Below are 26,345 nucleotides of genomic sequence, written 5' to 3'. Positions count from 1 at the left end.
ACCTCTTGCAAAAGCTACTTTACCGACCCAAAAAATTAATTTAGCATCACCAGTTCTTTAATACGTTTGTCAATTAGCTCAATCTTGTAATAGTCAAAATTAAAGTTCCACGATTGTTAAAATACATAATTGGAACATCATTGGCATAACAAAACAACTCCCCACTTGAAGTAGCTTTATGTTCCTCCAATTTCTTCCCAATTAAGAATTCTTGTTCACCAGACTGACCAATATTCCCAATTAGGGAAAACCAGTTTTCGTTTGGCTTTCTGCGGAACATCTCAGCCCAACGTAGCCACGGTTTTGTATACCCATCTGCATCACTTCTAATCTTGGCATCATACCAAAACTGTTCTCCTTGTACTTCAAACTTATAACTTGCTCCTATTTCTAGATAAATACCAGTGGCGTTCCAATATTTGTGAGCGTCTATTATTGTTTCTGATGGAGAGCCAATTTGTAGCTTTGTCATTTTTGGATTAATTTTACATAATTGTAACAATAGAACCGGGACTTCACTTATTACATACGAATAATTGCTTGCCGAAGAAAAAACATTAAGGAAATAAGTTTATAAATTTGTATTACTTCAATGCATTGAATAATCTTTTTTTAACCTCTTATTAATTTGAAAAACTTACTCTTCCTAGATAATTGAGGCTAGCTATTTGCAAAAAAAAATTAAGCCTCATCCAAAATATCAGGGAGTATACATTGAATCTATCGAGACGTCAGTTTTTTACCCTGGCAGGGGCATCTGCTACAGGTGCTGTCCTTCTATCTCCTTTGCAAGCATTCTATGCTAAACCTGCGATCGCTGCGGGCCCCTACGGCAATTTAGTGACCGACCCCAACGGAGTATTAGATTTGCCAGCTGGATTCACTTACCGCAGACTGTCCGAAACAGGCCAAACGATGAATGATGGTTACCTAGTACCGGGTGGTCACGATGGTATGGGTGCTTTTGCCGGATCTAATGGCGATACAATTCTAATTCGCAATCATGAACTCGGTACTTCTGGCAACGGTGTGGGCGCTCCCAGTGGCAACAAGTACAACTCAAATGCAAGGGGCGGTTGTACTAAATTGGTTGTTAATTCTTCCCGCAACCTGGTAAGCCATCGGGGAGTCCTAGCGGGAACTATTCGCAACTGTGCCGGTGGCCCTACGCCTTCAGGGTCATGGTTAACCTGCGAGGAAACTTTTGAAACCAATAACGGCAAGAAGCATGGTTATGTGTTTGAAGTTCCTAGTAGTGCAAATACTTTTGTCACCCCCGTCCCACTAACCGCTATGGGGCGTTTTAATCACGAAGCTGCTGCTGTAGACCCCAACACAGGGTATATCTACATGACGGAAGACCGGAGCGATGGGCTTTTCTACCGCTTCATTCCCAACCAAAGCAACAACCTGAGTGCTGGCGGCACGCTATACGCTTTAAGGATTACGGGGTCGTCTGGAATCAACACAGCTACGGGTTTCCCAAAAAATACGGCTAGGGCGGTGAACTGGGTACAGATTAGCAATCCTGATCCCACATCTGATACTGTCAGAACAGCAGGGTATAACAGTGGTGCCGCCAGGTTTTCAGGTGGGGAAGGCATCTTTTATGGCGGTGGTTATGTCTACTTCACTTGCAAGAGTGGTAGTAGTTCTGGAAATGGGCAGATTTGGCGTTATTCGCCCGCTAATAATACCGTTGAACTCTATATTGAACCCAACAATTCTGGTGTGCTAGACAATCCAGACAATCTTGTGGTTTTCCCCAACCGGGACATCTTCCTCTGTGAAGATGGGGATGGAACGGATTACATTCTGGGCATTACTCCCAGTGGCAGTCTTTATAAGTTTGCTAAGAATGCCCTCAACACATCAGAGTTCGCCGGTGTCTGTTTCTCTCCCGATGGTCAGACGATGTTTGTCAACGTACAGAGTCCAGGAATAACCTTTGCTATCTGGGGGCCCTGGTAACGCTACGTCCTGTTTCAGCCTAGTCAGGGGAGAGAGCGATCGCCCTGGCTAGGCTCTTATCGTGACTTCAAATCGGGAAAAAGAGTTTATCGACTGATTTGGGAGCAGAACGCCTTATCAGTGCCGAGAATGGATTTCAAAGAATTGTTGTTGAAGTGAAAAGCTTTGTCAGACAGTCTGACATAAAAGATTTAGAAAAAGTATTGGGACAGTATGTCTGGCGTTGCTGATTAAGAGTCAGTTAATCCTGGTTTGAAAATACCTTGATTGTAGATTTAGGCATTTATAATTGCAGGTTACTACAACGACACTAAAGACTTTTTCCCCGACTTTTGCAACTACATCACATAAAATTGCCGACTTCAGCCGACTGACAAACAATAGTGCGATCGCTTAGGCTATTGGGCATAGAGATAAAGATTTAAGTATAAAAAAATGCTTAATGCACATAGCCCAATAGCAGAAGACTTAGCAGATCAAAGCTATCCCAGTCCTCATTACTTGCAAACACAGCGCCGCATTGGTTCACTCATAAACAAATATATTACAGTCGAAAAACTACATAACCGTCTGGAAGATTTACCGATACAGTTTGCCAATCCCCAACCGCGTCCCTGGAAACCCATTGATTGGCAAACGATTAACCGCAATCAAATTATCGGCTTAGATGCAGAGGTATTTTTATCTATCTTGATAGGTGCAATGGACACAGAAGCCCCCATTCGCGGCTATACCCAAACCAGTCGCCAGTATTTAGAAAAATTGCATCCTCAGATGGCTCGGTTTGTTGGTGGAACAATCGGTGAAGATGGCGAACTGCTGGAACTTGGTTTGTGGGAAAAGGAAGAACGTCAGCACACACCTGCATTAATCAAAATCTACACCCAATTAACAGGTGAGAAAATTACTCCAAAACTTCGGACTGTTAGAAGCTATCTTCCTACAGATGACGCTTACGAAGACTTATATCGCCACGGTTTACACCGTATTGCTACAGAATACGGTGCAACCTGTCTTTATATTTGGTTGATGGCTCACACCACTGGCGCACTCCAGGATGTTCTAGAGGAACTAGCACAAGATGAAATCAACCACATGACCAAATTCTGGGGGTTTGGAGTCTGGGCTTTTCCTGATACTGGGTTGATGCGAGTTGGACGCACGCTGATCAAAACGCGATCGCCAAACTATCAGCGTAATAACCTCTTACGTACTCTCCGCCGCATGATGGCTACCCTTAACTGGAATGCTTGGTCATTAACCAACAAAACAACTCTCCTCTTCACCTTCACCTACACAATGCATCATCTGTGGAGTTGGAACAACACTCTCACACCAGAGTATTTGCAAGATTTATTTGAAATAAAGACAAACGACAAATGATAAATAACAAATCAAAATTACCCACCGATTTAAACCTTCAAAAAATCCCCCAACATATCGCCGTCATCATGGATGGTAACGGACGATGGGCAACCAGTCGAGGATTACCGCGCATTGCTGGACATCGCCAAGGAGCAAAGACGCTCAAAGAACTATTGCGTTGCTGCAAGGATTGGGGAGTTAAAGCGTTGACAGCCTATGCTTTCTCAACAGAAAATTGGCAGCGTCCCGTTGAAGAAGTGGATTTTCTGATGCATTTGTTTGAGCGATTACTACACCGCGAGTTGGCTCAGATGCATCGTGAAGGAGTACGAATCTCGTTTATTGGAGATTTATCGGCTTTACCCAAGTCTCTACAGACAGAAATGGAACGTTCAATGGCGGAGACGTTGAACAATCAAGCAATCCACTTTACTGTTGCAGTCAACTACGGTAGCCGCAACGAAATTACCAGAGTTTGTCGTCAAGTAGCTCAACTCGTGCAACAGGGCGAACTTAGTCCCCAAGAAGTCAATGAAAATCTTGTAGAACAACATCTCTATACAGCAGATACTCCAGAACCCGATTTGCTGATTCGTACCAGTGGTGAGATGCGATTGAGTAATTTTCTCCTGTGGCAGATGGCCTATACAGAAATGTATTTCACCAATATTCTTTGGCCAGATTTTAATAGAGAGGCATTTCATCAGGCTTTGTTGAGCTACCAAAGACGCGATCGCCGTTTTGGTCAAGTTAAAGCTTCAGTATCAGCTTAATTTACTAAACACCAGACATCGCCTCAAAACTAAACCGGATTTTTGCCATGAGGGATAAAGTAAAAGCACCCACATTACCACGATGGTATATGAGCGCTCATAAATTAAAACATTATTGAGGATAATCTATCTGCTATGACAGACCGAAGTAACTATAAGAATAGCAGCCACTGGGTAAATAAACTGCAAGGGTAGTTACAAATGTTTTGTTAAAAATATTACTTACTGTCAATGTGATGCTTGATTTAGGCAAAATCCAATCAATTGCGAAATCCTATTCTCCTCAAGAACTTTTTGCTGCCTTGGTTTGGCAGCGTCGGTTCAATGAGTTTGGATTAATGCTTTCTTGAGCTATATAATCAAGCTTGTCGGCTAAAGGGTAAAGTTTGTCATCAAACAAGTCAGCTATTTCTTTACTACTCTCTCTTACAACCTCCTTAGCTGCACCCTCAAATTGTTTAACAAGACTTCCAAATAGCCATCCCATCATTTCTTCACACCCTTTCACAGCATAATTAGCAAGCAGATATCCTCCCAAAAACAACACTCCTTTTTAGGAGTGTCGAGGATAAAATAATTACTAATAAATAAGTAGAAATTCGGTGGACGATTATCGAATAATATTGGTGTTTTACAAAAATATAGTTGCTTTGTCCAAAATCTGTTGTCCAAAACTAGTGCAATCAATCGCTACACTAAAAACAAAGTGAATAACCCTAAGCCCATCGTAGGCATCACCCTACAGATAACCTAATTATTTCTTTTGCCTGATTTACTAGTTTGATTTGAAAGTTGGTGCTTTTGTATAACCCGCTCAATCTGGCAAGTCACCGCATTTATTCTATGTTGAACTTTATCAAAATCAATATTTACCCAAATATAGGATTTGTCAGGTCTTTCCTGCTTATTATTCATAGATTGCTTTGCTTGTCAAGATATTTTGTTATATCTATACAATATAGCCGTCTCAATTTCTAAACTACTTTCGCTAGACGTATAAGTAGATATGCTTAACATTTACTTAAGATTTTACTCGGTGATTTGTAGGGCTACAGCTAGCTGTGGGCCCCACTAAAAAAGACGCGATCTTTCGCGCCTCTGGCAGCTAAAATCCAAATTATTAATGGTATTAAATCTTTGTTTGTAGATATTGAACCAGCTGCGGTGCTTGCATCACTCCCTCTATCCGATCCACAGGCTGACCCTGCTTAAACAGTACTAAGGTTGGGAGAGAAGCAATTTTATACTGCGTGGCTAAGTCAGTGTATTTTTCAGTGTCAATTTTGACAATTCTTAGGCGATCCTTGAGTTGGGCATTGACTTGCTCTAAAATTGGCACCATCATTTGGCATGGGCCACACCAGTCAGCGTAAAAATCTACTAATACAGGTACATCAGAAGCAGACAGCATCTCTTCAAAGCTGTTAAATTGCTTTTTAGTTGCCATGTGACAGACACCGATTTTCAATTGTTTGTTTCAATAGTAATTCTTAGAAAATAAAATCGGTATAGGTTTATGGGTTTTTGTTGGGAAAGGATTAGATTAGTCAATGTAGATTGATTTACAAGCAAAAAATCTTAAATAATTATAATAAAATATGTATATTATTCTCGTTTGTGTATATGCATTAGATATGTATTTAAACTTATGCTGACCAATCAAATAACTAACTATACAGAGCATTCACGAAAGTAATGTCTACGACGGTTGTAGCTGCAACACTTCCTAGTCTATCCAGTCGGGCGATGACGACAGGCTACTCGGCATCCCAGCTATAAATTAAATCAACAATAAGTAAGTTGGCACAATAAAATCAAACTATATGAAGAAAAATGAACAAGGGTTTTAACCCTTATAACTATTGCCTCTTGCCTTATCCCCGCGACAAACAATTATTTACGCCGATTTACTTGTATTGCTTCAAGTTATTCATCTACATAACAGATAACAGAGAAATAACTATAGATATTTGATCGAGACAATATTCAGATGTTCCCGAAATCACCCTAAGATAATTAGCGCGGTATTTCTAAGATTGAGGAACATTAAATGACACTATTACAAGATAAAGTCGCAATTGTCACAGGTGCATCACGAGGAATTGGCCGAGCGATCGCAGTTGAATTAGCCACACAGGGAGCGATCGCAGTTGTCAATTATGCCAGTTCGAGTGCAGCTGCTGAGGCAGTTGTTACAGAAATTACAAATGCGGGAGGTCAGGCGATCGCTATCCAGGCTGACGTTTCTAAAAGTGATCAAGTAGACGCACTAGTTAACGCCGTCATGGAAAAGTTTAGCCGCGTGGATATTTTGGTCAATAACGCAGGTATTACGCGCGACACACTGCTTTTGCGTTTGAAGCCAGAAGATTGGCAAGCTGTAATAGACCTTAATTTAACTGGTGTTTTCTTATGTACACGCGCCGTAAGTAAAATCATGCTGAAGCAGCGATCGGGACGGATTATCAACATTACCTCCGTTGCTGGGCAAATGGGCAACCCAGGTCAGTCTAATTACAGCGCCGCCAAAGCAGGTGTAATCGGATTCACCAAAAGCGTTGCCAAAGAACTAGCTACACGCGGTATCACCGTTAACGCCGTCGCGCCTGGATTCATCACCACCGACATGACCAGCGATCTCAACAACCCCGAAGATATTCTGAAATACATCCCCCTCGGTCGCTTCGGTCAGCCCGAAGAAGTCGCTGGTATGGTGCGTTTCCTCGCTGCCGATCCCGCCGCCAACTACATAACTGGACAAGTCTTTAACGTCGATGGCGGCATGGTGATGGCCTAAATAGTAATTTTCGTAGCGTGCGTTAGCCTTCGGTGTAACGCACCGATTTTATCTGGCGACTGAAGTTGCAACGACACAAGCAAAGTGCACCTGCGCGAACTCAGGGCAATTGAATTTTCAATCTAAAATCCAAAATTTAAAATCTAAAATTAGATCAAGGCACAACTGTGTATGACCGAATAGCCCGTCATAAATATCGCTGCCATACAGAGAATAATCCATAGTAGGGCTAGCATTTCAATGCTCACCCTACAAGCAACTAAGGCTGTTGGCGTATCCTTTGCCAAACAGTAAAACCCAAAAGAAGGATAATGCTACTGGCGGTAGCCAGCATCACAGCCAAACTCATGCCTTGTATTCTCATTGCCAGCAAGTTGAAAACTAAGGTAATTGACCAAAGCGTGAACGCAGCATGGCGCTGGGAGAGTCCCCAAGCAAGTAAGCGGTGGTGCAGGTGATCTTTCCCTGGAGTACTGAGAGGGTTGTTTCCTGCTAGTAGCCGCCGCACAAATACTTGAGTGGTGTCTAGCACGGGTAACAACAGAAATAAAACCGTGGGAATTAGCGCATAAACTGTGTTTTGTTGCAGTTTTCCTAAAATACTAGTTGCTGCCAGCACATAGCCAAAAAAGTATGCTCCGGCATCACCCATAATAATCCGTGATGGATGGAAGTTATGGCGCAAAAAGCCTAGTGCTGCACCCCCCAAGGCTGCAAGTACCAAGATTGCCGCTGCACGATTGTTAAATTGGGCTGCAACCCCCAACAAACTCATGGCGGTAATAAAGCTGATTCCTCCTGCCAAGCCATCCATACCATCCATCAAGTTGATGGCGTTGGTAATTCCTACCACCCATAGCACGGTTAGCGACATGGACAGGAGCGAGTCAATGGGGGTACCAAACATAACTTGGACACTAATGCCATTAGCTACTAGCAACAGTGCCGTAACAATTTGCGCCCACAATCGAACAGAGGGCGGTAAGCCGAACTGATCGTCGATAAAGCCCACAAGGACTAATATCGAACCCCCCAACAGAATAGTGAGCACCTGAGCCAGTACGTTTTGCAGTTCGATAGGTCGTAAAAGGCTAGCTAATACCAGCGCGGCAATTACACCTGCGTAGATAGCCAGCCCCCCTGCATTGGGCAAAGGCTCTCGATTGAGCCGTCGTGCGTTGGGTTGGTCTGCCCAACCTACCCGCAAGGCGAATTTGCGTACTGTTGGAATTAAACGCCATGTTACAAGCCAAGCCAAGAGAAACGTAAATACTACTGCCAACCAGCCGGTGCCGCTAGGGTCGGCAATACCAAGGAACTTAAGGGAGTTGTCTAGATTCATCTCCCAATTCAAGCATTACTGCCTGTATCTAATATGAGCATCACCTGTATATTAATCAATTTTTTTTATTTCCATTTGTAACTTGAGCCGCTTGGAAGATTAGCACTCTTGCCCTGTGAGTGCTAAATTGTCTAATGGAAGCGCTAGAGAAATAAAACATGGCGAAAATTATTGCATTTGACGAGGAATCGCGGCGAGCTCTAGAAAGGGGTGTTAACGCCCTTGCCGATGCCGTAAAAATCACCTTGGGGCCCAAAGGTCGCAATGTCCTTTTAGAGAAAAAATTTGGCGCACCTCAAATTGTCAACGATGGTATCACTGTTGCCAAGGAAATTGAATTAGAAGATCCTTTGGAAAATACTGGTGCAAGACTCATCCAGGAAGTGGCCTCAAAAACTAAAGATGTCGCTGGGGATGGTACAACCACTGCCACAGTTTTAGCACAGGCCTTGATTCGGGAAGGTTTGAAGAACGTCGCGGCAGGTAGTAACCCGGTTAGCTTGAGACGCGGGATCGACAAAACTATTGAGGCACTGGTAAAAGAAATTGCCAGGGTAGCCAAGCCAGTAGAAGGAAGTGCGATCGCTCAAGTTGCCACTGTCTCTGCTGGTAACGATGAAGAAGTTGGCCAAATGTTAGCCCAAGCAATGGAAAAAGTCACCAAAGATGGTGTCATTACCGTTGAAGAATCTAAATCCCTAACCACTGAACTAGAAGTAGTTGAGGGGATGCAGATTGACAGGGGTTACATTTCACCCTACTTCGTCACCAACAACGAGCGGCAAATTGTCGAATTTGAAAACGCCCGCATCTTGGTTACTGACAAAAAAATTAGCAGCATCCAAGATTTAGTACCAGTGTTGGAAAAAGTCGCCCGTTCTGGTCAGCCCTTGCTGATCATCGCTGAAGATGTCGAAGGTGATGCTTTGGCAACTTTGGTAGTGAACAAAGCGCGGGGTGTACTTGCTGTGGCTGCAATCAAAGCGCCTGGATTTGGCGATCGCCGCAAAGCTTTGTTAGAAGATATTGCTATTCTCACCGATGGACAGTTGATTTCTGAAGAAATTGGCTTAAGCTTGGATACCGCTTCTCTAGAAGCGCTGGGAACTGCTCGCAAAATCACTATTGACAAAGAAAGCACCACCATTGTAGCTGGCAGTGTCACCAAGCCAGAGGTACAAAAGCGGATTAGTCAAATTCGCAGGCAGTTGGAAGAAACCGATTCTGAGTACGATCAAGAAAAACTGCAAGAACGCATCGCTAAACTCGCTGGCGGTGTAGCAGTAATTAAAGTGGGTGCGGCAACCGAAACCGAACTCAAAGACCGTAAACTGCGGATTGAAGACGCGCTGAACGCTACTAAAGCCGCTGTGGAAGAAGGTATTGTTCCTGGTGGTGGAACGACCTTAATTCACTTAGCTAAGACGGTAGAAGCGATTAAAAACAGCTTAGAAAACGAAGAAGAAAAAATTGGGGCTGATATAGTCCAACGAGCGCTAGAAGCTCCCTTGCGTCAAATAGCAGATAATGCTGGTGCTGAAGGTTCTGTTATCGTCTCTAGAGTCCGAGATAGCGACTTCAACATTGGCTACAACGCTGCTACCGGAGAATTTGAAGACTTGATCGCTGCCGGGATTATCGACCCTGCCAAAGTCGTGCGTTCAGCTTTGCAAAACGCTGGTTCCATTGCTGGTTTGGTCTTAACCACCGAAGCGATCGTTGTTGAAAAGCCGGAGAAGAAATCCGCCGCTGCTGCCCCTGATATGGGCGGTATGGGCGGTATGGGCGGCATGGGCGGTATGGGCGGTATGGGTGGCATGGGCGGCATGGGCATGTTCTAACTTCTGCTCACCCAGATAAATATTTTTTAAGCAGTTTGTCTTGCCAAGGCAAACTGTTTTTTTATACTGACCATTGCTGATTCAGAAGCAATATGTTATCTGTATTGCTGGTAACTCACTGAACGTAAACAAACTTATAGCAGTTTTCATCTATTTAAACCACACGTATTGTCGGGGCACAGCAATGCTGTGCCTTTACGACGCAATCCTATTTATCTGAAGATAGCTGTAATTATGAAACTTTTCAGTGCTTAGTTGTAAGTACATCTGACTACCAACAAAATGCTGATGACCAAGTTAGAAACCTAAATAATTGCTCAATCTAGAAATTGCCGTATTTGTATTAATTTTTGTAAAATTATGTGTAAAAGGTTATTAGTCACTAGTCAATTATTTTTACTAATGATTAATGACAAATGACTAGTAACTATTAGGTAATATTGCATGGTACGAAAACTGCGTCACCTTCCTAAAATAATCACCAAGCTATATGAAGATGAGTTTTATCATCAACCAGGGACTGTACCTGGAACCATTTTTATTGATGCAGATGCTCCAGCACCGATAATTTTCTTGATTGACTATAATCAAACTAATTTCATCCGCAAACAAATAGTAACTCCAGAAGAATGTATCCCATATCTTGATAGCGAATCAATTTCTTGGGTAGACGTACAAGGCTTAGGCAGTGAAGACATATTACAACGGTTGGGTAACGTTTTTGAGTTACATCCTCTAGTTTTAGAAGATATAGTCAATGTACCGGAGCGTCCTAAAACAGAGGATTATGAAGACCAATTGCTATTCATTGCTCGCATGGTAGTACCAAAAGAAAGAACTTGTGGTTTTTACAGCGAACAAGTGAGTTTGATATTAGGGAAAAAATATTTGCTGACAGTACAAGAAGAACCAGAACATGATTGCTTTGAAGCGGTGCGATCGCGAATTGAAAAAAACAAAGGAATCATCCGTAAACAAGGAGCGGATTATTTAGCTTACGCTGTGTTAGATGCAATTATTGATGGCTTTTTCCCAGTGCTGGAGCTTTATGGGGAGCGAATCGAAGAGTTAGAGGAGGAAGTAATAGTTAAACCCACCCCACAAACACTACAAAATATTTATAAAATTAGGCGAGAATTACTGCAACTGCGTCGTGCTATCTGGCCGCAGCGAGATGCAATTAATTCTTTAATTCGAGATGGTAGCGAACTGATTGGCGAAGAGGTACGAATCTACCTGCGAGATTGTTATGACCATACAGTGCAAGTGATGGACATGGTAGAAACTTACCGAGAACTAGCATCTGGATTAATGGATGTGTACCTTTCGGCAGTGAGCAATAAAATGAATGAAATCATGAAGGTGCTAACGGTGGTTTCATCAATTTTTATCCCACTAACTTTTGTTGCAGGAATATATGGTATGAATTTCAATACTGAAAAATCGCCATATAATATGCCTGAATTGAATTGGTATTGGGGCTACCCAATTTGCTTGGCAGTGATGGGAGCGATCGCACTTGGTTTGCTATTCTTTTTTTGGCGACGGGGCTGGCTACAAAATTCTGTAACAATCAAGCGTAATTAAAGATTGTAGATGGACGATGGGTCAAATATATATTCATTAGCACCGGGAGTTAAGATTCTGAGTTATGAGGAGTAGCGACCAGAATTTAGTAGTTTTGACGATTTATATTATCGGTATTTCCTACGTTTTTAACCGCATGGTTGAATCCATAGATGATCAAATTAAGTTCGAGTTTAAGAAAGGAATCGTTGACGAACAACTCAAAGAACAAAATCTCGACGATAAAATTGGGATTTCCTTTAAACTCAAATCTTCATACCCAATTGACGATCTGAAAGATTTAGGAATTAGCATTGAAAATAAATCTGATAATGTTGCTGTATACGTTGACTGGGACAATAGTTCTCTAGTAGTTGAACATAGTAAGCAATCGCGCCGCGTAATTCGGAAATCACCAGACTTAACCCGCGACTTAGCAGTACCCCAAAGTCCTAGCCTAATTGCTCCCAAAAAAACACTATCTGAAACGGTGACAGCAGAAGATGTTTTCGAGCGCGATCAAGTCGCTGGAACCTATTCAGCAAAAAAACCACTAATTGATATCAATGGGCTACAAAAAGGGCAAAAAAAGTTGTACAACGACTTTATTAACAGAAGAAAGGAGTTGGACTTTTCCCTACAACTGGTGCTACGGATATCTGAGGTGCGTTTAGGTCTAGCCCCAGGTCGTGATTTTCCTCCCATTAGTATTATCAATTGTCCTTTCACAATTAGGAAACTACCTTGGACTTACGCTCTACCTTGGAATAAAAAAAAGTAATGCCATGTCAACATGCTACGTCAACAGTAAACTGGATCTAAGGAGAGAGTAGGCGCAGGCGGTTGCAGATCAGTCATAGTTACTGGTTTGAGGAAAGTCCGGACTCCCGAAAGACCAAACTTGCTGGATAACGTCCAGTGCGAGCGATCGTGAGGATAGTGCCACAGAAAGATACCGCCAGATCAATTAAAAATTAAAAATTAAAAATCTAAAATGAGTAATTTTTAATTTTTAATTTTACATTTTTAATTGATCTGGTAAGGGTGCAAAGGTGCGGTAAGAGCGCACCAGCAGTATCGAGAGGTGCTGGCTCGGTAAACCCCGGTTGGGAGCAAGGCGATAGGAACTACGGTTGGTCTTTTACCAGTTCCGCTCAATGAGAGCCGCTTGAGGCGTCTGGTAACAGGCGTCCCAGATAGATAACTGCCCTCGCAAGAGAACAGAACCCGGCTTATGTCCTGCTCTCTCCCCCTTTTTTAGTGCTGAGTGCTGTTAGCGATAGCGGGGCGTTTAGCCCGTGCTAAGTGCTGAGTTTAGAAGTTAGAAGTTATACCAATTTGAAAAAAGAATGCGACAAATAGACCATTTGTAGAGATGCGATTCATCGCGTCTTTACCCAAGGATGTGTTGCAATTATTAATTGAATTGGTATTAGAAGTTAGGAGTTAGGAGTCAAGAGTTATTAGCTCCCCCTACTCCTCCTGCTCCCCATGCCCCCTTCCCCTTGTTATGTAATGCCCCTTGCCTATCCACGCCGTCAGCGGCAACTCGAAAGTTTAGTCCAAAAATTTGGTTTATCCCTAGAAGCACCTATAAAGTGGGAGCTGCTAGATTTAGCGCTAACTCATCCCACTGTCTCTGATTCGGCAAATTATGAACAGCTAGAGTTTGTTGGCGATGCAGTGGTGCGCCTAGTGTCAGCTGTTGTGTTATGGGAAAATTATCCCGATTGTCCAGTAGGGGATTTTGCGGCAATTCGTTCGGTGTTAGTGAGCGATCGCATTCTTGCCCAATTGGCCAGAGTTTATGGTTTGGAGTTATACTTACTAGTTGCTGGCAGTGCTACCGCTGATAAAGTTGGTCAAGAGTCACGACTGGCAGATGCTTTTGAAGCAGTTCTGGGTGCGCTTTACTTAAGCACTCAAAATCTGGAACTAATCCGCTCTTGGCTAGATCCCCACTTCCAACAACTAACGACAGAAATTCGCCTCGATCCTGCCAGACTTAATTACAAAGCTGCTCTCCAAGAATGGACTCAGGCACAATTTAAAGTTTTACCAGAGTATCGGGTTGTGGAAGTCAGCCAACCGCACCGCAATCAAGAACGTTTCCTAGCTGAAGTGTGGCTGCACGGAAACAAGCTAGGAGAAGGTAAGGGACGCTCGATAAAAACTGCTGAACAAGCCGCAGCTAAGGTAGCTTTTTTAGCAATCCCTAGTCAGGAAAACCCCTGAAGCAAAAATACGGCTGATAAACGGATAATCAGTTGGTCGTCAGTGGTCATTTGTCCCTAGTCCCTTGCATACTAATGACTAATGACTAATGACTAATGACTAATGACAAACCAAATTAAAATTGCTGTTATCGGAATTGGGCGTTGGGGAGTGCATCTGTTACGGAATTTCTTAGCACATCCCCAAGTAAATGTAGTTGCTGTAGTAGATCCCCATCCAGAAAGATTAGCGGCGGTCAAGCAGCAGTTTAATTTAGACGCAGATGTAATTTTGACAACGCAGTGGGAAGACTTAAAAAAAGTGCCAGGGTTGACAGCGGTGGCGATCGCAACTCCAGCTACCACCCACTATGCTTTAATTAAAGACTCTCTGCAACAGGGATATCATGTTTTAGCTGAAAAACCCTTAACTCTCGACCCAGGAGAATGTCGAGAACTTTGCTATTTAGCAGAGCAGCATCATTTAATACTCATGGTAGATCATACTTATTTATTTCACCCAGCAGTTGAGCAAGGGAAAGCTGTAGTACAAGCTGGAAAATTAGGTGATTTACGCTACGGCTACGCCACCCGCACCCATTTGGGGCCTGTCCGGCAAGATGTTGATGCGCTATGGGACTTAGCTATTCACGATATTGCTATTTTTAACACTTGGCTGGGTCAGATTCCTGTGAAAGTACAGGCAACGGGTACAGTCTGGCTACAAGAACAGGGAAGTAGGGAACTGATCCACTCCCCATCTCAAGGTTTAGCTGACCTAGTATGGCTGACACTAACATATCCAGATGGCTTTCAAGCTTATATTCACTTGTGCTGGCTGAATCCCGATAAACAGAGACGCCTGGGGATTGTGGGCAGCCTTGGCAGCTTAATTTTTGATGAAATGTCACTATCATCATCTCTAACCCTGCTACATGGTGAGTTTGAACAACAGGGCAATCAATTTATTCCTATAAATCAAAAGCAGATAGTGCTGGAATTAGAAACAGGTGAACCATTAGAGCGGGTTTGCTCCTGCTTTGTTGTCTCTGTTCTCAACAATACTCCCTCAGAGGTTTCGTCTGGCTGGGTAGGCACTGAGTTAGTAGAAATTCTTGCTGGTTTAACAGTATCTCTTCAGCAAGGCGGCAAACCTGTTTTTGTGAATGAGCGTCAAGGATGAAGAATGTCGACTTTTAACTAAATTACCTCTTGAAAGTCCCATTCGCACAAACTCCTCCTTTTGGAAGACTTACCAAGATAGTTTGCTGCGACGAAAGACTAATCTCGTAAGTCTCGTTCCCAAGCAGTAACTGGAACTTCGAGGTCTTCTCTTTATCTACCCCTGCTTTTACAGATTTGTTGATCCCCAAAGAGGGACTTGCTCCAGATTCCTCTAGGCTTGGGTAGTGGCTTGCTTTTGCCTCCTCGTTTCCAGAGGAAAATCCAAGATTCCCTTCCACTACATTTTCTTCTTTTTTTGGAACAGGTAACAGCGAGATATCAATCAAAGGTAAGGTAATCTTCAGTGTCGTACCTTGATAAAGTCCCACACTCTCAAGAGTAATGCTGCCTCCCATGAGTTCGATTAAGTTTCGTGAAATTGCTAATCCCAGTCCAGTACCTTCAAACTGGCGCGTAGTTGTACCATTCACCATCACAAAGGGGCGAAAAAGCTTGTGCTGTTGAGTTGGATCAATTCCTATACCTGTATCTTTGACTATCACCACCACCTGAGATTTCCCATTGATATATTGAATTTCTGTAGCAATGGTGATGCTTCCTGTGTCGGTGAACTTGGTGGCGTTGCCAATAACATTAATCAGCACCTGTTTAAGTTTTGCTGCGTCTGCCTTAATTGGTATCTGTTCAGGAGCTAACTCACATTTCAACTGCAAGCCTTTTTGTTGAACATTAACTGATTGTAAATTAATTACCTCTAACAATATTTGTCGGAGGTCAATAGGTGTGGTGACGACTGAAAGCTTACCTGCTTCGATTTTAGAAATGTCTAGTAAATCATTAATAATACCTAGCAAGTGAATTGTTGTTTCATCAGCACGTTTAAGGAACTCCATTTCCTCTTCCCGGTCATCACATAAGCCATCTTCAACCAAGCGAATACAGTTAATAATAATATTTAATGGGTTTCTCAATTCATGGGAAGTCGTAGCCAAAAACTGGCTTTTAATTTGGTTAGCGGTTTTTGCTTCTTTCCAAGCTATTTCCAATTCTTCTGCCCCAGCTTTGAGCCGTTCTACCATTTGGTCTAATGCTTGAGCTAGTTGATTGAATTCCCGGATTTGAAAATTGTGCGGCACTGGTTGTGCGGCGTGGTGAGAGTGAATATTGAGAGCATAGTCTCGCAATTCTTCTACAGGACGTGCCAAGTAAGGAGCTAAATATAGTGATGCTAACAAACTTGCACCAATCAAACCAACTGTCAAAACGATGAGGATTAGTTTGATTTCCTCTAAACCAAAAAGCGCATTATCAACACTAGTAACAGCTAAGACTATCCATTTTTGCTGCTGCTGTTGGCTAAGTGGGTTTGCAATAGCCGTATAGCCAGCTACTAATTCGTTACCCTCTGGAAAAGATAAATTTATTGAATCATTCCGTCCCGCAATTGCATTTTTAATTATGCTCTTGAGTTGGGAAGCATTTGGGTGCTGATTGATATTAGTTCCCACCCAGTTTGTGAATGGGTGTGCCAAAATTGTGCCATCCTCAGCAATCACTACCATAGCCCCTGTGAGCGATCCCGGCGGATTTCTGGTTTGTTGGTATAATGCAGACTGAATACTTAAGCTGTAAACTAAATTTTTTCGGCTATCAGAAACTGGTGCAGATAACACTAATTGGAGTTGATTTTGTGTGTTTCTTTTTCCAGTCACCCCTACCTTTGGCGGAAAGATTGCTTTGATATCAATTCCGTCACTAGACAAAGGTAATGTCAATTCTCCAATTGCTTGATCCCCACAACTACTGGCAATTATTTTCTGATTTAGGAGATTCGTTAATTGGATGCATTCAATACTGGCTGGAAGTTGTTGCCTTAACTGCGTGAGAATTTCTTGCTCTTGTATAGGCGAAGACGGAATAACCGTTGTTTTACTTACAACCAGTAAATTAGCTTTTAAGATAGCGATCGCATCTCCAATTCTCTGCCCTTTACTGATGGCGCTTTCTTTTAAATTTTGACGCGCAGTTCCTAATATGCTAGAACGTGCCTTATTCAAGGCAACAATCTCGCCTATAAGTAAAACTGGAACGAACAGAAGCAGTATTCTCGTTACTAAAATTCGACGAAAGGAAGATTGACGGGAATTAGTCATCGAGTGTCTCACTTTGCATCTGCAAACCACAACAGCAAAGATATGTAATTAGACGAGCTAGATGAGACATTTTATTAAATTATCAGAATTTTATTTTCAATGTTTAAAAATAACAAATTGCTATAATTCAAAAAGAAACGTGGTATACCAAAACTCATATATGCTAGATTTAGAAGCGATTTGTGTTGCATATAAATACAGTGGTGAAATTGTAAAATAGTAGCTTGCAGGCATCGATTTTTTTTGAGAATCTACACACGAGCAAAGAAAATATTCCAACTATCAAATCAATTTAATGTTGCAACATCGTCCTCATACTACAGTTGTTTTAGCAATGAGTGCAGATGGTAAAATAGCAGATTTTAGGCGATCGCCTGCTCGGTTTGGCTCAAGGGTTGATAAAGCACATTTAGAAAAACAAATCGCTGCCTCTGATGCCGTTTTATTCGGTGCTGGTACTCTGGGTGCCTACGGAACAACACTTACCGTAACAGATCCAACTCTAGTGCAACTCCGGGCGCAAGGAGGAAAGCCTCCGCAGCCAGTTCATATAGTGACTACACACTCTGCAAACCTCAATCCGGAAATTAACTTTTTTAAGCAACCAGTTAGACGGTGGTTACTCACGACAACAGCGGGAGCACTTTCATGGAAAGGACGCTTACAGACGCTTCCCTCGACTCTGGAAACCGGAGCAAAGGATTGCTCTCCAGAATTTGAGCAGATTCTGGTTTTTGAAACATCAACGCGAGAAATTGACATTTCCGCAGCTTTGAAGCATCTAGCCACTCTACATATAACACGCTTGGTAGTATTGGGTGGAGGTGAATTAGTCGCTTCCTTACTGGGATTAGATTTAATTGATGAATTATGGCTGACTGTCTGTCCACTGATTTTAGGTGGTAATACTGCACCCACACCCGTAGATGGGAAAGGATTTTTACCCAATTTAGCTCCTAAGTTGCAACTTTTAGAAGTTCATACTGTTGAACAAGAAGTGTTTTTGCACTATCGCCTGCAACGACCAGCAGATTAGATTACGCTAAGTAAAGTTATTGGGCATTGGGCATTGATTATTCCTCTTGTCCTCCTTATCTTTCTTATCCTGACTCCCTAAAAAAACCACACGATGGTGGAACAACTTAAGCCTCGCTATTCTGTCGTTTGGACAAATAAAATTGCTGAAGTACCCCAAAATGCCTGGAATGCTTTGGCAATGCCACTCAAAACGCCGTTTTTAGAATGGGAGTGGCTAAATAATATCGAAACCTCCCATAGTGCTACGGCTAAAACTGGTTGGTTGCCAAATCACTTGACATTATGGCGAGATAGAACGCTGATTGCCGCTGCGCCACTTTATCTTAAAGGACATAGTTCTGGTGAATTTGTTTTTGATCACCAATGGGCAGAGTTAGCCGATCGCATCGGAGTCCAGTATTACCCAAAATTGCTGGGAATGACACCCTTTACTCCTGCTGAAGGCTATCGATTCTTAATTGCTCCAGGAGAAGATGAAGATGAAATCACAGCGATAATGGTGCATGAAATTGACACTTTTTGCTCTAAAAATCGAATTTCTGGGTGTCATTTTCTCTATGTTGATCCCCAATGGCGTCCGATGCTGGAACGGCATGGTTTTACAACATGGCTGCACCACAGCTACGTCTGGGAAAATGCTGGTTTTAAAACTTTTGATGACTACTTGAAAGTTTTCAATGCCAATCAGCGTCGCAATATCAAGCGGGAACGCAAAGCTGTGGAAAAAGCTGGTTTACGATTGCAACCGCTAAGTGGTGATCAAATTCCCTACTCTTCATTTCCTTTGATGTACCAGTTCTATGCTGACACCTGTGATAAGTTTGGCTGGTGGGGTAGCAAGTATCTCACACAGCGGTTTTTTGAGCAGCTATACACCGATTATCGCCATCGAGTCTTGTTTTTTGCTGCATACAGCGAGGAAGATAGCTCTCATCCTTTAGGAATGTCCTTTTGTTTGTTTAAAGGTGACAAACTCTATGGACGGTATTGGGGGAGTTTTCAAGAAATAGATTGCTTACATTTTGATGCTTGCTATTATGCGCCAATTGAGTGGGCGATCGCTAACGGAATCCAAATTTTTGACCCTGGCGCGGGTGGGAGACACAAAAAACGGCGCGGTTTCCCTGCTGTGCCCAATCATAGTTTGCACCGTTTTTACAATAATCGTTTAGGACAAATTTTACGTCCCTATATTAAGGAAGTAAATCAACTCGAACAGCAGGAGATTGAGGCAATTAATGCAGACTTGCCATTTAGTGAGAAAAATGCTTGAGGATAAGGAACTACTTTCGTAGCATAGTTTGCCGAATAATTAAGCTTTACTCGGCAAACAGATGCAAATTTTCCTTATTTTCAAAATTCTGAAATTAAACTGTTGGCGATCAAGACGATATTTCTGCTACCATTCGCTAAAATTCACCTTCTTGAATGCCTCGCCGAATAATTTCTTCGTGTTGGTGTACTGCCTGTGCCCTTTCTGATTCTCCTCTTGAAGTGAAAATAGCAGCAGCTTTCTGGAAATCTTCAATTCCCTTTTGTGGTTGTCCTTCTAAAGCCAGAGTATTACCTCTATAAAAATAAGCCTCGGCATAGTTAGGATCAAGCTCGATTGCTCGCGTGTATTCACCAATTGCTTCTTGAGACTGACCTTGTTTAGCCAATTTACACCCACTTCGGAAAAATTCTTGTGCACTCGTCATAGTTCCTGAATTTTGTCCTTGACTGCTTGGACTACAGGAATCAAAAATATCTGAAAGATATCAAGAATACTAAGGAAGATAGGAATTACACTTGATATAGAGTGTAAAAACCCTCAAGAAAGAAAATTACTTTTTATAATGCTTATGGATTTAATAGTTGAAAATTTAGCCGCAGTTGATGATAAACTTTCCCAGCGTCACATTGACCTTGATCCTGGCGGGTATTTCATTATTTACTTGGATCGAAATGCAGGGTTAATTTATGCCAAGCATTTTACAAATGTGATTGATGAGCGTGGTTTAGCAGTCGATCCAGAAACAGGAAAGGTAATTCCGGCGCGAGAAAAGGTAGAACGAACTCATACAACAGTTTTTAGCGGGAGGACAGCGAAAGAACTTTCCGTGAAGATTTTTGAAGAAACTCAGCCCCCTCCTGTAACTCAATTAAATCATGCAGCTTATTTGGGTCGAGAATTTGTTCGGGCTGAGGTTGCTTTAGTCACAGAGCAAGAGTATGTTCAGGATTAAAGTTAAAAGTGAAAAGTTAGGAGTTGAAATTCCTAACTCCTAACTCCACTCATAACTCTCCCATTACCCATCAGATGATGGCTGATTTATCTGATAGATGTAGTAAGTCGCCATTGGGATAACGGTGGCGGCAATTAACAATCCTACTACCCAAGCAGTAGCATTACCTTGGTCTGTTTCTCCTGCTTTCTTGAAGGTGCCTTCTACCTGTACATTGTCAGTGATTTGGGGTGGTCCTGGATCGGCTTTGCCAGAGAGGACGGCGACAAGGCGATCGCTTGCATCTAGAAAAGCTTGGTTATATTTGTTACCATTACGCAACGGGACACTTACTGTTTCAGTAGCTACACTCTCGGCAATAGAGTCAGTGAGCAAAGGCTTAACTTGATCTCCAGTAATAATGGCAGTACCATTGGTAACCGTATCAAGAACCAATAAAGTTTGATTAGCTTGGGCTTCTTTTGTAGGAAACCATTTTTTAAACAGTTCTTTGGTGAAGCTTTCCGGCGTTTCACCGTAGTCGAGGCGGCGAACAGTAACAATTCTGACTTCCTTATCTGTTTGCTTTGCCAAATCCTCGAAGGCACTGCTAATCTTACCTTCATTCAGACGGCTGATAACTTCACCTTGATCCAAAACCCAGGTGTCATTCCCTGCTGTGAGACTGGGTAATTGATACACCCCTGTGGCTAAAGCAGGTGCGGCAAACAGCGAGGCTGCTAAAATAACCGTCACCAAAGGTAGAATTAGCCGGATGAGGTGTTTTTGACTGCTAAATACTTGTTTGAGGAGCTGTTTCATCGTGTGATCTCTAAGACAGACTTGCACCCAAAATACTACAGAAACACTGCAAAAATCACCTCGTTGCCGATTTTCTCCAGTATGAAATTTCTGCTACTGCCAACAGATAGATATTGTACGGGATTTTTTGATTGTACAAACTTGTTCTGAGGGCGGGTGCAAGCATTGACCTGACGCTAACACCCTTGCTAGTTACAAGAAATACCGCCCATTTTGGGAATTAACCCAAATGCTTAGGGCGGAATTTGCAAACCATCTAGAAATCATATCGTACTGATCAATATTTTTGGCATAATCGAGGATATTTTTTCATATCTGCAAGTAGCTTTTCCTGCTGTAGCCATTGATGGGTGATATCTGCATTTTTCGGAAATTTGAGCTAAAGCTATATCAATATAATATATACATGACCATAATTTTAACTAACGACGACGGCATTGATGCCCCCGGTATCCGAGCGCTACTCAAAGCTGTAAACGACAAAAATGCTATTATCGCTGCTCCGGCTGATCATCAGTCTGGCTGTGGACATCAAGTTACCACCACTCGTGCCATCAACCTCCAGCGACGTTCTGAGACTGAGTATGCGATCGCAGGCACTCCCGCAGATTGTGTGAGAATTGCAATAACACAAATTAATGCAAATATCAAATTTGTCCTTTCAGGTATCAACGCTGGGGGTAACTTGGGAGTCGATGCTTACATTTCTGGCACAGTGGCTGCTGTGCGGGAAGCCGCAATGCACGGTATTCCTGGAATTGCTATTTCCCACTATCGGAAAGCCAAACAGGATTTTGATTGGGATCTGGCCGCCAAATTCACAGCTGAAGTTTTAGCGGACTTACTCAAGCGTCCTCTAGAACCGGGAAGCTTTTGGAATGTAAACTTGCCGCATCTGCAACCAGGAGAACCAGATCCTAATATGGTATTTTGCCAAGCCTGTACCAGACCTTTGCCTGTAAACTATCGAATTGAAGGCGATAATTTTTATTATGTGGGCGAATATGGCAAACGCGATCGCACTCCTGGTAGTGATGTGGATGTATGTTTTTCCGGCAATATTGCCGTAACTCAGTTAAGGGTTTGACATCAGCTATCAGTGACTAATTAACTGTTACCAGCTTTTAGGCTATTACAAATTACGAATTATTTTAGTCATCTAATGCTTGAATTAAGGACATAAATCGATCTGCAGTTTGTGTCAGTTGGTTGAGTTTTTGTAGTGAATCATGGTGAGATTCTGCAAGAGTCTGTATAGCATCACACAACGCGACAATTTGATAGCCTTGCTGTTGCACCTGCTGTCCCTGTGCTTCGACTTGAATACTGAGATTATCCAGCCTTTCTGCAAGACGTTCAATCGTCTCAGTCGTAGAAAGTACTGCTTCCCCAATTTGCTCAACAATAGATTCTAAGCGATTTATTTTTACTTCGACTCCGCCTGAAATCATTTCTTTACACCCTAATTTTGAGAGAGCATCTTAGTAATCTTCCTAATACCAATTGAAATAATTAATCTCTGTACAAAGATTAGATAACACTGTCATTCTGATAATATGTATGTTTTTGTTTTTTGATGCTTCTACCCAATGTTGTGTTTAAATTCTTATTGGTCACTAATTTATTAGGTTTTTTAATGAATTCGTGACCATACACTACATATTCAAAATGATTAGCCACCCCTTGCAAAATATAGTTAAGGAAAATAAGCTTCAATTTATACAAAGTTACGCTTACTAAAAACTTAACAAATATTAAGTAATCGCATGGTTAAATTTGATACTTTTAATTAAACTAAAATTCTAATCTAATTAAGTTCCCGTAATTATATCCTTGTTGTTTAACATTTGGCTCGACAATTCACTAAACACTAGTAACAAACATTTTTCTAAGTATCATTTATCCAAGTCAGGAATTGCAATTTACAATTTATACTTCAGTAGTGTCTACAATTAAAGGTTATGTGGAAATTGGGGAGAGCTTGTAGGAATCATTAATCTTATAGCTATTGTTTGTGCCGATCGCGATCAAAATTGCTGATCCAGGCACAATTCTTAAGGTTTTAAAATCTGGTAAAGTATTCAAGGCGGGTGAGAGCAACTGGTTGCTCTCCACTTTCTGCCAAGCGATACGCAAATAACCGTCGCACAACTCATTGGCTAATTTCATATTTAACTAAAGCAATAAAATATCTAAAGGAAAATATTCAACCATTGAACAATCAACTTTTAATTAAGGAAAAATTACAAGCCAAGCTTAAGAAGATTCAAACTAAGAGCGATGGCTCTCCCATTACCAATTTGCAGCTAGACAAAATTTTAGCCGAAGAAATTGAACAATTGACAACAGAACTGGAGAGCGTCAATCCCAATCTCAATCCTCTTCTCTACACTACTTCTTTGCTGGAAGGTGCTTGGCAACTCCAATACTCCACTGCGAGAGAAATCCGTTCTTTAATTTCTCTTCCATTGGGATTAAAACTGGGTAAAGTTTATCAAGTGATAGATATTGCAAATAAATTGTTTTTCAATCTAGCTAAAGTTAAACATTCTCTGGGTTTAGTATCGGGATACGTCAAAGTGACAGCTAGCTTCGAACCAGCCAAAGAGGATTTAGAGCCTCCACCGAACAAACGCATCAACGTCTATTTTGACAAACGCTACCTATCGATTGAGAAGATTGTGGGTATTAATACTCCCCAACTCAATCCATTTAAGGTTGTACCAGCTAATAATCTTACTAACAGAACTGCCACATTAGACATCACTTACTTAGATGAAACCTTAAGAATTGGACGTGGAGGGGATGGAAGTTTATTCATTCTGAGTAAATCCAATGATTTACCTGAATTGATTTCCTCAATTTGAAATTGATCGCGCCGCTGAATGAATATGGCTCTCTCAATAACACATCTTTTCGCCAAGGTAAAACCAGGTTCTGCGATGGTAGAGCTTAAAACATTAAATTTAAAGGTAGGTCATGGAATAGAAGGAGATATTAATGCCGATTCTATAAGTCCCAGGCAAGTTTTAATTGTTAGATACGAAGATATTTTAGACTTATCAATTAAAGCAGGAGAATTGCGAGAAAATATTGTGGTTAAAGGTATAGAATTTAATAATTTTATCCCTGGCTCTCTACTAATTTTTGAAAGTGGTGCAGCAATTCGTCTAATTTTTCACTGTGAACCTTGTAAGCGAATAGCCCACTTGGTAGAATCATTAAAAAGTATTCAAGGTAAAAGAGGAATTTTAGGTGTAGTTATTAAATCAGGTAAAATCCAGGTTGGAACTAATTTTCAGATTCAAGCTCATAAATTTTCAGCATTATCTGAGAACCCTTATGAACGATTCTTAAATTTTATCATCAAAATTCCCAGTGGAAAAGTAGTTACATATAAACAGATAATCAAAGGCATAGGAGTAGATAATAGCTATCTAAGAGCTATTCCGGCATACCTGAAAAAGACCTCGGCTGCTGATTTTCCGCTACATAGAATATTAGACTCTAAAGGTTATTTGATAACTTATGTGAGCCAACAAAAAAGCAAGTTGGAAACTGAAGGAGTTCAGGTTTTATCTGAGACGGTTTTATTGAGCAATTTAAGCAAAAGTTTTGTAGATGTTAAATATTATTTGTGGGAGGATGAGACTATATATCTAGAATAGATATTAATAATATAGTTTTTATGGTATTTGCATATCATCCATTTTAGAAAGGAAAATACTTAGTTTTATCAAGATAATCCCTGATTTTTAATTTGTTTAGATGTAGCTTCCATAAAGTCGAGAAAAACTTTTATGAGCTTATGGATTCCCTCGCTACCTCCTGCAATTAAACCTCCTGTAAGCAATGCATCTAAACAACGGAAAACAACTACTTGAATTGGATTATCTAAATCAATAACTACAAGTGGCTCGATTGAGCGAATACCTATTGCGCTCATTACAAGGCCGAATAAAAGGGATGTCCATAGAGCAATTGTTCGCGTATCAGATTTATAGGCTGCTCTTTGGCGCTCTTTTTCATTCAAATCATTAATTTGTGGCTTGAATATTTTTAATGGTTCTTGTTGGTTTTGTATAAAATTTTGGATGATTTGCTCTTCTAAACTCATTCCTTCAGGCGGTAGCCCACTGATTTGATTGGATTCTAAAGAAGGTAATTGTTTCTGTTGGGCTTCCATAAGTCTTATTTTCTCAGATATTAGAACTTTTTCTTGCTGAATACTAATATCTAATTGCTCGATAAATGAACTACGCCAAGTAGTTATAAAAACTTCTAAAGAACGCTCTAGCAACAAAGAAATAAATAATTGTAAAATGAGTAACTGAATAATATCATTAAGCCCAAATGGTTTTAAAACGAATGGTTTAGATGAGAGCCAAGTTGACAAAGTTACTACTAGAAAACTAATAATAATTAACAGAATAAATAAAGGAGATTCTGGAGAAAGCTTTTGCAACGTATCTATACTCCTGTTTCGCGTCACAATATTTAACACAGCCTGGAGGTGAGAACTACACCTGCTGAGTAACTTAACAACGTTAATTTGATAGAACAGTAAATAATTTATTACCCGATCATTATTTTTTCCAGGAGTGTGATATTCTCCGCCATTTTGGAAGCGATCGCATATAGATAAATGGAGAGCGATCGCCTTCTTTTAAGGTTTGTAAATATGAGTGAGTCACATAACTCAAAGGTAAGAAGCCTGGGTTGGACTACGTCTACTTACCTTTAAATAAGCAAAACTCATGACTGATATCAGCTTTACTGAAGTAATAAAACTTGATAAAAAAATGTAAAGCATTGTAAAGTGAATTCACAGGCAAAGACAAACGAGCCTGATTCATAAATAACTAACCGCACTTATAAAACCATGACAGCAACCTTACAACAGCGCTCAAGCGCCAACGTATGGGATAGATTCTGCGAGTGGATTACCAGCACCAACAACCGTATCTACATCGGTTGGTTCGGCGTAGTCATGATCCCCACCCTGCTAGCCGCCACAGCTTGCTTCGTAATCGCCTTCATCGCTGCACCTCCAGTAGACATCGATGGAATCC

At 41.4% G+C, this 26,345-nt stretch carries 27 protein-coding genes, 1 other RNA gene and 1 pseudogene; 18 read left to right on the top strand and 11 right to left on the bottom strand.

The window, feature by feature from the left end:
- Window positions 1–73 precede the first annotated feature (73 nt).
- Window positions 74–472, bottom strand: coding sequence for a hypothetical protein (locus tag H6G92_RS07430; RefSeq protein ID WP_190892372.1), 399 nt, complete (start codon window positions 470–472; stop codon window positions 74–76).
- A 242-nt stretch (window positions 473–714) separates the two neighbouring features.
- On the opposite strand from H6G92_RS07430, the gene H6G92_RS07425 reads away from it, so the two are divergent.
- The 4 genes from H6G92_RS07425 (at window position 715) to H6G92_RS07410 (ending at window position 4,109) form a co-directional block, all read left to right on the top strand.
- Window positions 715–1,971 carry an alkaline phosphatase PhoX gene (locus H6G92_RS07425; RefSeq protein WP_190892366.1) on the top strand — a complete coding sequence of 419 codons (1,257 nt, stop codon included), beginning with the start codon at window positions 715–717 and terminating at the stop codon, window positions 1,969–1,971.
- Between the two features lie 71 nt (window positions 1,972–2,042).
- On the top strand, window positions 2,043–2,201 hold the full coding sequence (locus H6G92_RS41070; RefSeq protein ID WP_190892698.1) for an element excision factor XisH family protein: 159 nt from the start codon (window positions 2,043–2,045) through the stop codon (window positions 2,199–2,201).
- 205 nt (window positions 2,202–2,406) lie between these two features.
- The gene (locus H6G92_RS07415) at window positions 2,407–3,354 is read left to right on the top strand and encodes a ferritin-like domain-containing protein (protein WP_190892363.1); all 948 of its coding nucleotides are present in this window, start codon (window positions 2,407–2,409) and stop codon (window positions 3,352–3,354) included.
- Entirely contained in the window at window positions 3,351–4,109 is a 759-nt protein-coding gene (locus H6G92_RS07410; RefSeq protein ID WP_190892361.1) for an isoprenyl transferase, read from the top strand. The genes H6G92_RS07415 and H6G92_RS07410 overlap by 4 nt, the downstream gene beginning before the upstream one ends.
- Window positions 4,110–4,392: 283 nt before the next feature.
- Here H6G92_RS07410 and H6G92_RS07405 read toward each other — a convergent pair whose 3' ends face one another.
- From H6G92_RS07405 to trxA, 3 genes are all read right to left on the bottom strand, one after another.
- Window positions 4,393–4,647, bottom strand: coding sequence for a hypothetical protein (locus H6G92_RS07405; protein ID WP_190892358.1), 255 nt, complete (start codon window positions 4,645–4,647; stop codon window positions 4,393–4,395).
- A 212-nt stretch (window positions 4,648–4,859) separates the two neighbouring features.
- Window positions 4,860–5,024, bottom strand: coding sequence for a hypothetical protein (locus H6G92_RS39080; protein WP_190971432.1), 165 nt, complete (start codon window positions 5,022–5,024; stop codon window positions 4,860–4,862).
- Between the two features lie 214 nt (window positions 5,025–5,238).
- Complete coding sequence (gene trxA / locus H6G92_RS07400) at window positions 5,239–5,556, bottom strand: thioredoxin (RefSeq protein WP_190892356.1); 318 nt, start codon at window positions 5,554–5,556, stop codon at window positions 5,239–5,241.
- 603 nt (window positions 5,557–6,159) lie between these two features.
- On the opposite strand from trxA, the gene fabG reads away from it, so the two are divergent.
- A complete protein-coding gene (fabG, locus tag H6G92_RS07395; RefSeq protein WP_190892354.1) occupies window positions 6,160–6,906 on the top strand; it encodes a 3-oxoacyl-[acyl-carrier-protein] reductase in 747 nt (248 codons plus the stop codon).
- Between the two features lie 259 nt (window positions 6,907–7,165).
- Here fabG and H6G92_RS07390 read toward each other — a convergent pair whose 3' ends face one another.
- Complete coding sequence (locus H6G92_RS07390) at window positions 7,166–8,248, bottom strand: MraY family glycosyltransferase (RefSeq protein ID WP_190892352.1); 1,083 nt, start codon at window positions 8,246–8,248, stop codon at window positions 7,166–7,168.
- 158 nt (window positions 8,249–8,406) lie between these two features.
- On the opposite strand from H6G92_RS07390, the gene groL reads away from it, so the two are divergent.
- The 6 genes from groL (at window position 8,407) to H6G92_RS07360 (ending at window position 15,051) form a co-directional block, all read left to right on the top strand.
- Window positions 8,407–10,089, top strand: a complete 1,683-nt coding sequence (gene groL / locus H6G92_RS07385; RefSeq protein ID WP_190892350.1) for a chaperonin GroEL — start codon at window positions 8,407–8,409, stop codon at window positions 10,087–10,089.
- Between the two features lie 444 nt (window positions 10,090–10,533).
- Complete coding sequence (gene corA / locus H6G92_RS07380) at window positions 10,534–11,676, top strand: magnesium/cobalt transporter CorA (protein WP_190892348.1); 1,143 nt, start codon at window positions 10,534–10,536, stop codon at window positions 11,674–11,676.
- 64 nt (window positions 11,677–11,740) lie between these two features.
- On the top strand, window positions 11,741–12,436 hold the full coding sequence (locus H6G92_RS07375; RefSeq protein WP_190892347.1) for a hypothetical protein: 696 nt from the start codon (window positions 11,741–11,743) through the stop codon (window positions 12,434–12,436).
- Window positions 12,437–12,481: 45 nt separating this feature from the next.
- Window positions 12,482–12,905: RNase P RNA component class A (gene rnpB / locus H6G92_RS07370), an RNA gene on the top strand.
- 265 nt (window positions 12,906–13,170) lie between these two features.
- Complete coding sequence (gene rnc / locus H6G92_RS07365) at window positions 13,171–13,890, top strand: ribonuclease III (protein WP_190892697.1); 720 nt, start codon at window positions 13,171–13,173, stop codon at window positions 13,888–13,890.
- A gap of 102 nt (window positions 13,891–13,992) precedes the next feature.
- Complete coding sequence (locus H6G92_RS07360; protein ID WP_190892345.1) at window positions 13,993–15,051, top strand: Gfo/Idh/MocA family protein; 1,059 nt, start codon at window positions 13,993–13,995, stop codon at window positions 15,049–15,051.
- 22 nt (window positions 15,052–15,073) lie between these two features.
- Here the strand turns inward: H6G92_RS07360 and H6G92_RS07355 are convergent, their stop codons facing one another.
- Complete coding sequence (locus H6G92_RS07355) at window positions 15,074–17,206, bottom strand: ATP-binding protein (RefSeq protein ID WP_190892343.1); 2,133 nt, start codon at window positions 17,204–17,206, stop codon at window positions 15,074–15,076.
- Between the two features lie 295 nt (window positions 17,207–17,501).
- On the opposite strand from H6G92_RS07355, the gene H6G92_RS07350 reads away from it, so the two are divergent.
- Window positions 17,502–18,242 carry a RibD family protein gene (locus tag H6G92_RS07350; RefSeq protein ID WP_190892341.1) on the top strand — a complete coding sequence of 247 codons (741 nt, stop codon included), beginning with the start codon at window positions 17,502–17,504 and terminating at the stop codon, window positions 18,240–18,242.
- Between the two features lie 93 nt (window positions 18,243–18,335).
- Complete coding sequence (locus tag H6G92_RS07345; RefSeq protein WP_190892339.1) at window positions 18,336–19,517, top strand: GNAT family N-acetyltransferase; 1,182 nt, start codon at window positions 18,336–18,338, stop codon at window positions 19,515–19,517.
- A gap of 136 nt (window positions 19,518–19,653) precedes the next feature.
- On the opposite strand, the gene H6G92_RS07340 is transcribed toward H6G92_RS07345, so the two are convergent.
- On the bottom strand, window positions 19,654–19,944 hold the full coding sequence (locus tag H6G92_RS07340) for a tetratricopeptide repeat protein (RefSeq protein ID WP_190892335.1): 291 nt from the start codon (window positions 19,942–19,944) through the stop codon (window positions 19,654–19,656).
- Window positions 19,945–20,088: 144 nt separating this feature from the next.
- Between H6G92_RS07340 and H6G92_RS07335 the strand changes: the two genes are divergently transcribed.
- Window positions 20,089–20,472: a DUF4346 domain-containing protein gene (locus H6G92_RS07335; protein ID WP_190892333.1), complete on the top strand. Its 384-nt coding sequence runs from the start codon at window positions 20,089–20,091 to the stop codon at window positions 20,470–20,472.
- A gap of 63 nt (window positions 20,473–20,535) precedes the next feature.
- Here H6G92_RS07335 and psb32 read toward each other — a convergent pair whose 3' ends face one another.
- Window positions 20,536–21,273 (bottom strand): photosystem II repair protein Psb32, encoded by a 738-nt coding sequence (gene psb32 / locus H6G92_RS07330; RefSeq protein ID WP_190892332.1) that lies wholly within the window; start codon window positions 21,271–21,273, stop codon window positions 20,536–20,538.
- Window positions 21,274–21,679: 406 nt separating this feature from the next.
- Here psb32 and surE point away from each other — a divergent pair, with 406 nt between their 5' ends.
- Window positions 21,680–22,360 (top strand): 5'/3'-nucleotidase SurE, encoded by a 681-nt coding sequence (gene surE, locus H6G92_RS07325; RefSeq protein WP_190892330.1) that lies wholly within the window; start codon window positions 21,680–21,682, stop codon window positions 22,358–22,360.
- 64 nt (window positions 22,361–22,424) lie between these two features.
- On the opposite strand, the gene H6G92_RS07320 is transcribed toward surE, so the two are convergent.
- Complete coding sequence (locus tag H6G92_RS07320) at window positions 22,425–22,724, bottom strand: hypothetical protein (RefSeq protein ID WP_190892329.1); 300 nt, start codon at window positions 22,722–22,724, stop codon at window positions 22,425–22,427.
- Window positions 22,725–23,232: 508 nt separating this feature from the next.
- Window positions 23,233–23,442 carry a hypothetical protein gene (locus H6G92_RS07315; protein WP_190892327.1) on the bottom strand — a complete coding sequence of 70 codons (210 nt, stop codon included), beginning with the start codon at window positions 23,440–23,442 and terminating at the stop codon, window positions 23,233–23,235.
- A 44-nt stretch (window positions 23,443–23,486) separates the two neighbouring features.
- Here H6G92_RS07315 and H6G92_RS07310 point away from each other — a divergent pair, with 44 nt between their 5' ends.
- Together H6G92_RS07310 and H6G92_RS07305 are read left to right on the top strand one after the other, a co-directional pair.
- A complete protein-coding gene (locus tag H6G92_RS07310) occupies window positions 23,487–24,140 on the top strand; it encodes a PAP/fibrillin family protein (RefSeq protein WP_190892325.1) in 654 nt (217 codons plus the stop codon).
- Window positions 24,141–24,215: 75 nt separating this feature from the next.
- Window positions 24,216–24,941 carry an MGMT family protein gene (locus H6G92_RS07305; protein ID WP_242059065.1) on the top strand — a complete coding sequence of 242 codons (726 nt, stop codon included), beginning with the start codon at window positions 24,216–24,218 and terminating at the stop codon, window positions 24,939–24,941.
- A 68-nt stretch (window positions 24,942–25,009) separates the two neighbouring features.
- Here H6G92_RS07305 and H6G92_RS07300 read toward each other — a convergent pair whose 3' ends face one another.
- The gene (locus H6G92_RS07300) at window positions 25,010–25,738 is read right to left on the bottom strand and encodes a hypothetical protein (protein WP_190892321.1); all 729 of its coding nucleotides are present in this window, start codon (window positions 25,736–25,738) and stop codon (window positions 25,010–25,012) included.
- Between the two features lie 417 nt (window positions 25,739–26,155).
- On the opposite strand from H6G92_RS07300, the pseudogene H6G92_RS07295 reads away from it, so the two are divergent.
- A pseudogene (locus H6G92_RS07295) lies at window positions 26,156–26,345 on the top strand (photosystem II q(b) protein); the annotation flags it as partial.

It is taken from the genome of Nostoc foliaceum FACHB-393 (assembly GCF_014698505.1).
Classification (GTDB): domain Bacteria; phylum Cyanobacteriota; class Cyanobacteriia; order Cyanobacteriales; family Nostocaceae; genus Nostoc; species Nostoc foliaceum_A.
This window is presented reverse-complemented; position numbering and strand designations above follow the sequence as displayed.

Coding starts and splice junctions, on each gene's coding strand:
- H6G92_RS07430 (WP_190892372.1), bottom strand. CDS start 472: ATGACAAAGCTACAAATTGGCTCTCCATCAGAAACAATAATAGACGCT.
- H6G92_RS07415 (WP_190892363.1), top strand. CDS start 2,407: ATGCTTAATGCACATAGCCCAATAGCAGAAGACTTAGCAGATCAAAGC.
- H6G92_RS07410 (WP_190892361.1), top strand. CDS start 3,351: ATGATAAATAACAAATCAAAATTACCCACCGATTTAAACCTTCAAAAA.
- H6G92_RS39080 (WP_190971432.1), bottom strand. CDS start 5,024: ATGAATAATAAGCAGGAAAGACCTGACAAATCCTATATTTGGGTAAAT.
- trxA (WP_190892356.1), bottom strand. CDS start 5,556: ATGGCAACTAAAAAGCAATTTAACAGCTTTGAAGAGATGCTGTCTGCT.
- fabG (WP_190892354.1), top strand. CDS start 6,160: ATGACACTATTACAAGATAAAGTCGCAATTGTCACAGGTGCATCACGA.
- H6G92_RS07390 (WP_190892352.1), bottom strand. CDS start 8,248: ATGAATCTAGACAACTCCCTTAAGTTCCTTGGTATTGCCGACCCTAGC.
- groL (WP_190892350.1), top strand. CDS start 8,407: ATGGCGAAAATTATTGCATTTGACGAGGAATCGCGGCGAGCTCTAGAA.
- corA (WP_190892348.1), top strand. CDS start 10,534: ATGGTACGAAAACTGCGTCACCTTCCTAAAATAATCACCAAGCTATAT.
- H6G92_RS07375 (WP_190892347.1), top strand. CDS start 11,741: ATGAGGAGTAGCGACCAGAATTTAGTAGTTTTGACGATTTATATTATC.
- rnc (WP_190892697.1), top strand. CDS start 13,171: ATGCCCCTTGCCTATCCACGCCGTCAGCGGCAACTCGAAAGTTTAGTC.
- H6G92_RS07360 (WP_190892345.1), top strand. CDS start 13,993: ATGACAAACCAAATTAAAATTGCTGTTATCGGAATTGGGCGTTGGGGA.
- H6G92_RS07355 (WP_190892343.1), bottom strand. CDS start 17,206: ATGACTAATTCCCGTCAATCTTCCTTTCGTCGAATTTTAGTAACGAGA.
- H6G92_RS07350 (WP_190892341.1), top strand. CDS start 17,502: ATGTTGCAACATCGTCCTCATACTACAGTTGTTTTAGCAATGAGTGCA.
- H6G92_RS07345 (WP_190892339.1), top strand. CDS start 18,336: ATGGTGGAACAACTTAAGCCTCGCTATTCTGTCGTTTGGACAAATAAA.
- H6G92_RS07340 (WP_190892335.1), bottom strand. CDS start 19,944: ATGACGAGTGCACAAGAATTTTTCCGAAGTGGGTGTAAATTGGCTAAA.
- H6G92_RS07335 (WP_190892333.1), top strand. CDS start 20,089: ATGGATTTAATAGTTGAAAATTTAGCCGCAGTTGATGATAAACTTTCC.
- psb32 (WP_190892332.1), bottom strand. CDS start 21,273: ATGAAACAGCTCCTCAAACAAGTATTTAGCAGTCAAAAACACCTCATC.
- surE (WP_190892330.1), top strand. CDS start 21,680: ATGACCATAATTTTAACTAACGACGACGGCATTGATGCCCCCGGTATC.
- H6G92_RS07320 (WP_190892329.1), bottom strand. CDS start 22,724: ATGATTTCAGGCGGAGTCGAAGTAAAAATAAATCGCTTAGAATCTATT.
- H6G92_RS07315 (WP_190892327.1), bottom strand. CDS start 23,442: ATGAAATTAGCCAATGAGTTGTGCGACGGTTATTTGCGTATCGCTTGG.
- H6G92_RS07305 (WP_242059065.1), top strand. CDS start 24,216: ATGGTAGAGCTTAAAACATTAAATTTAAAGGTAGGTCATGGAATAGAA.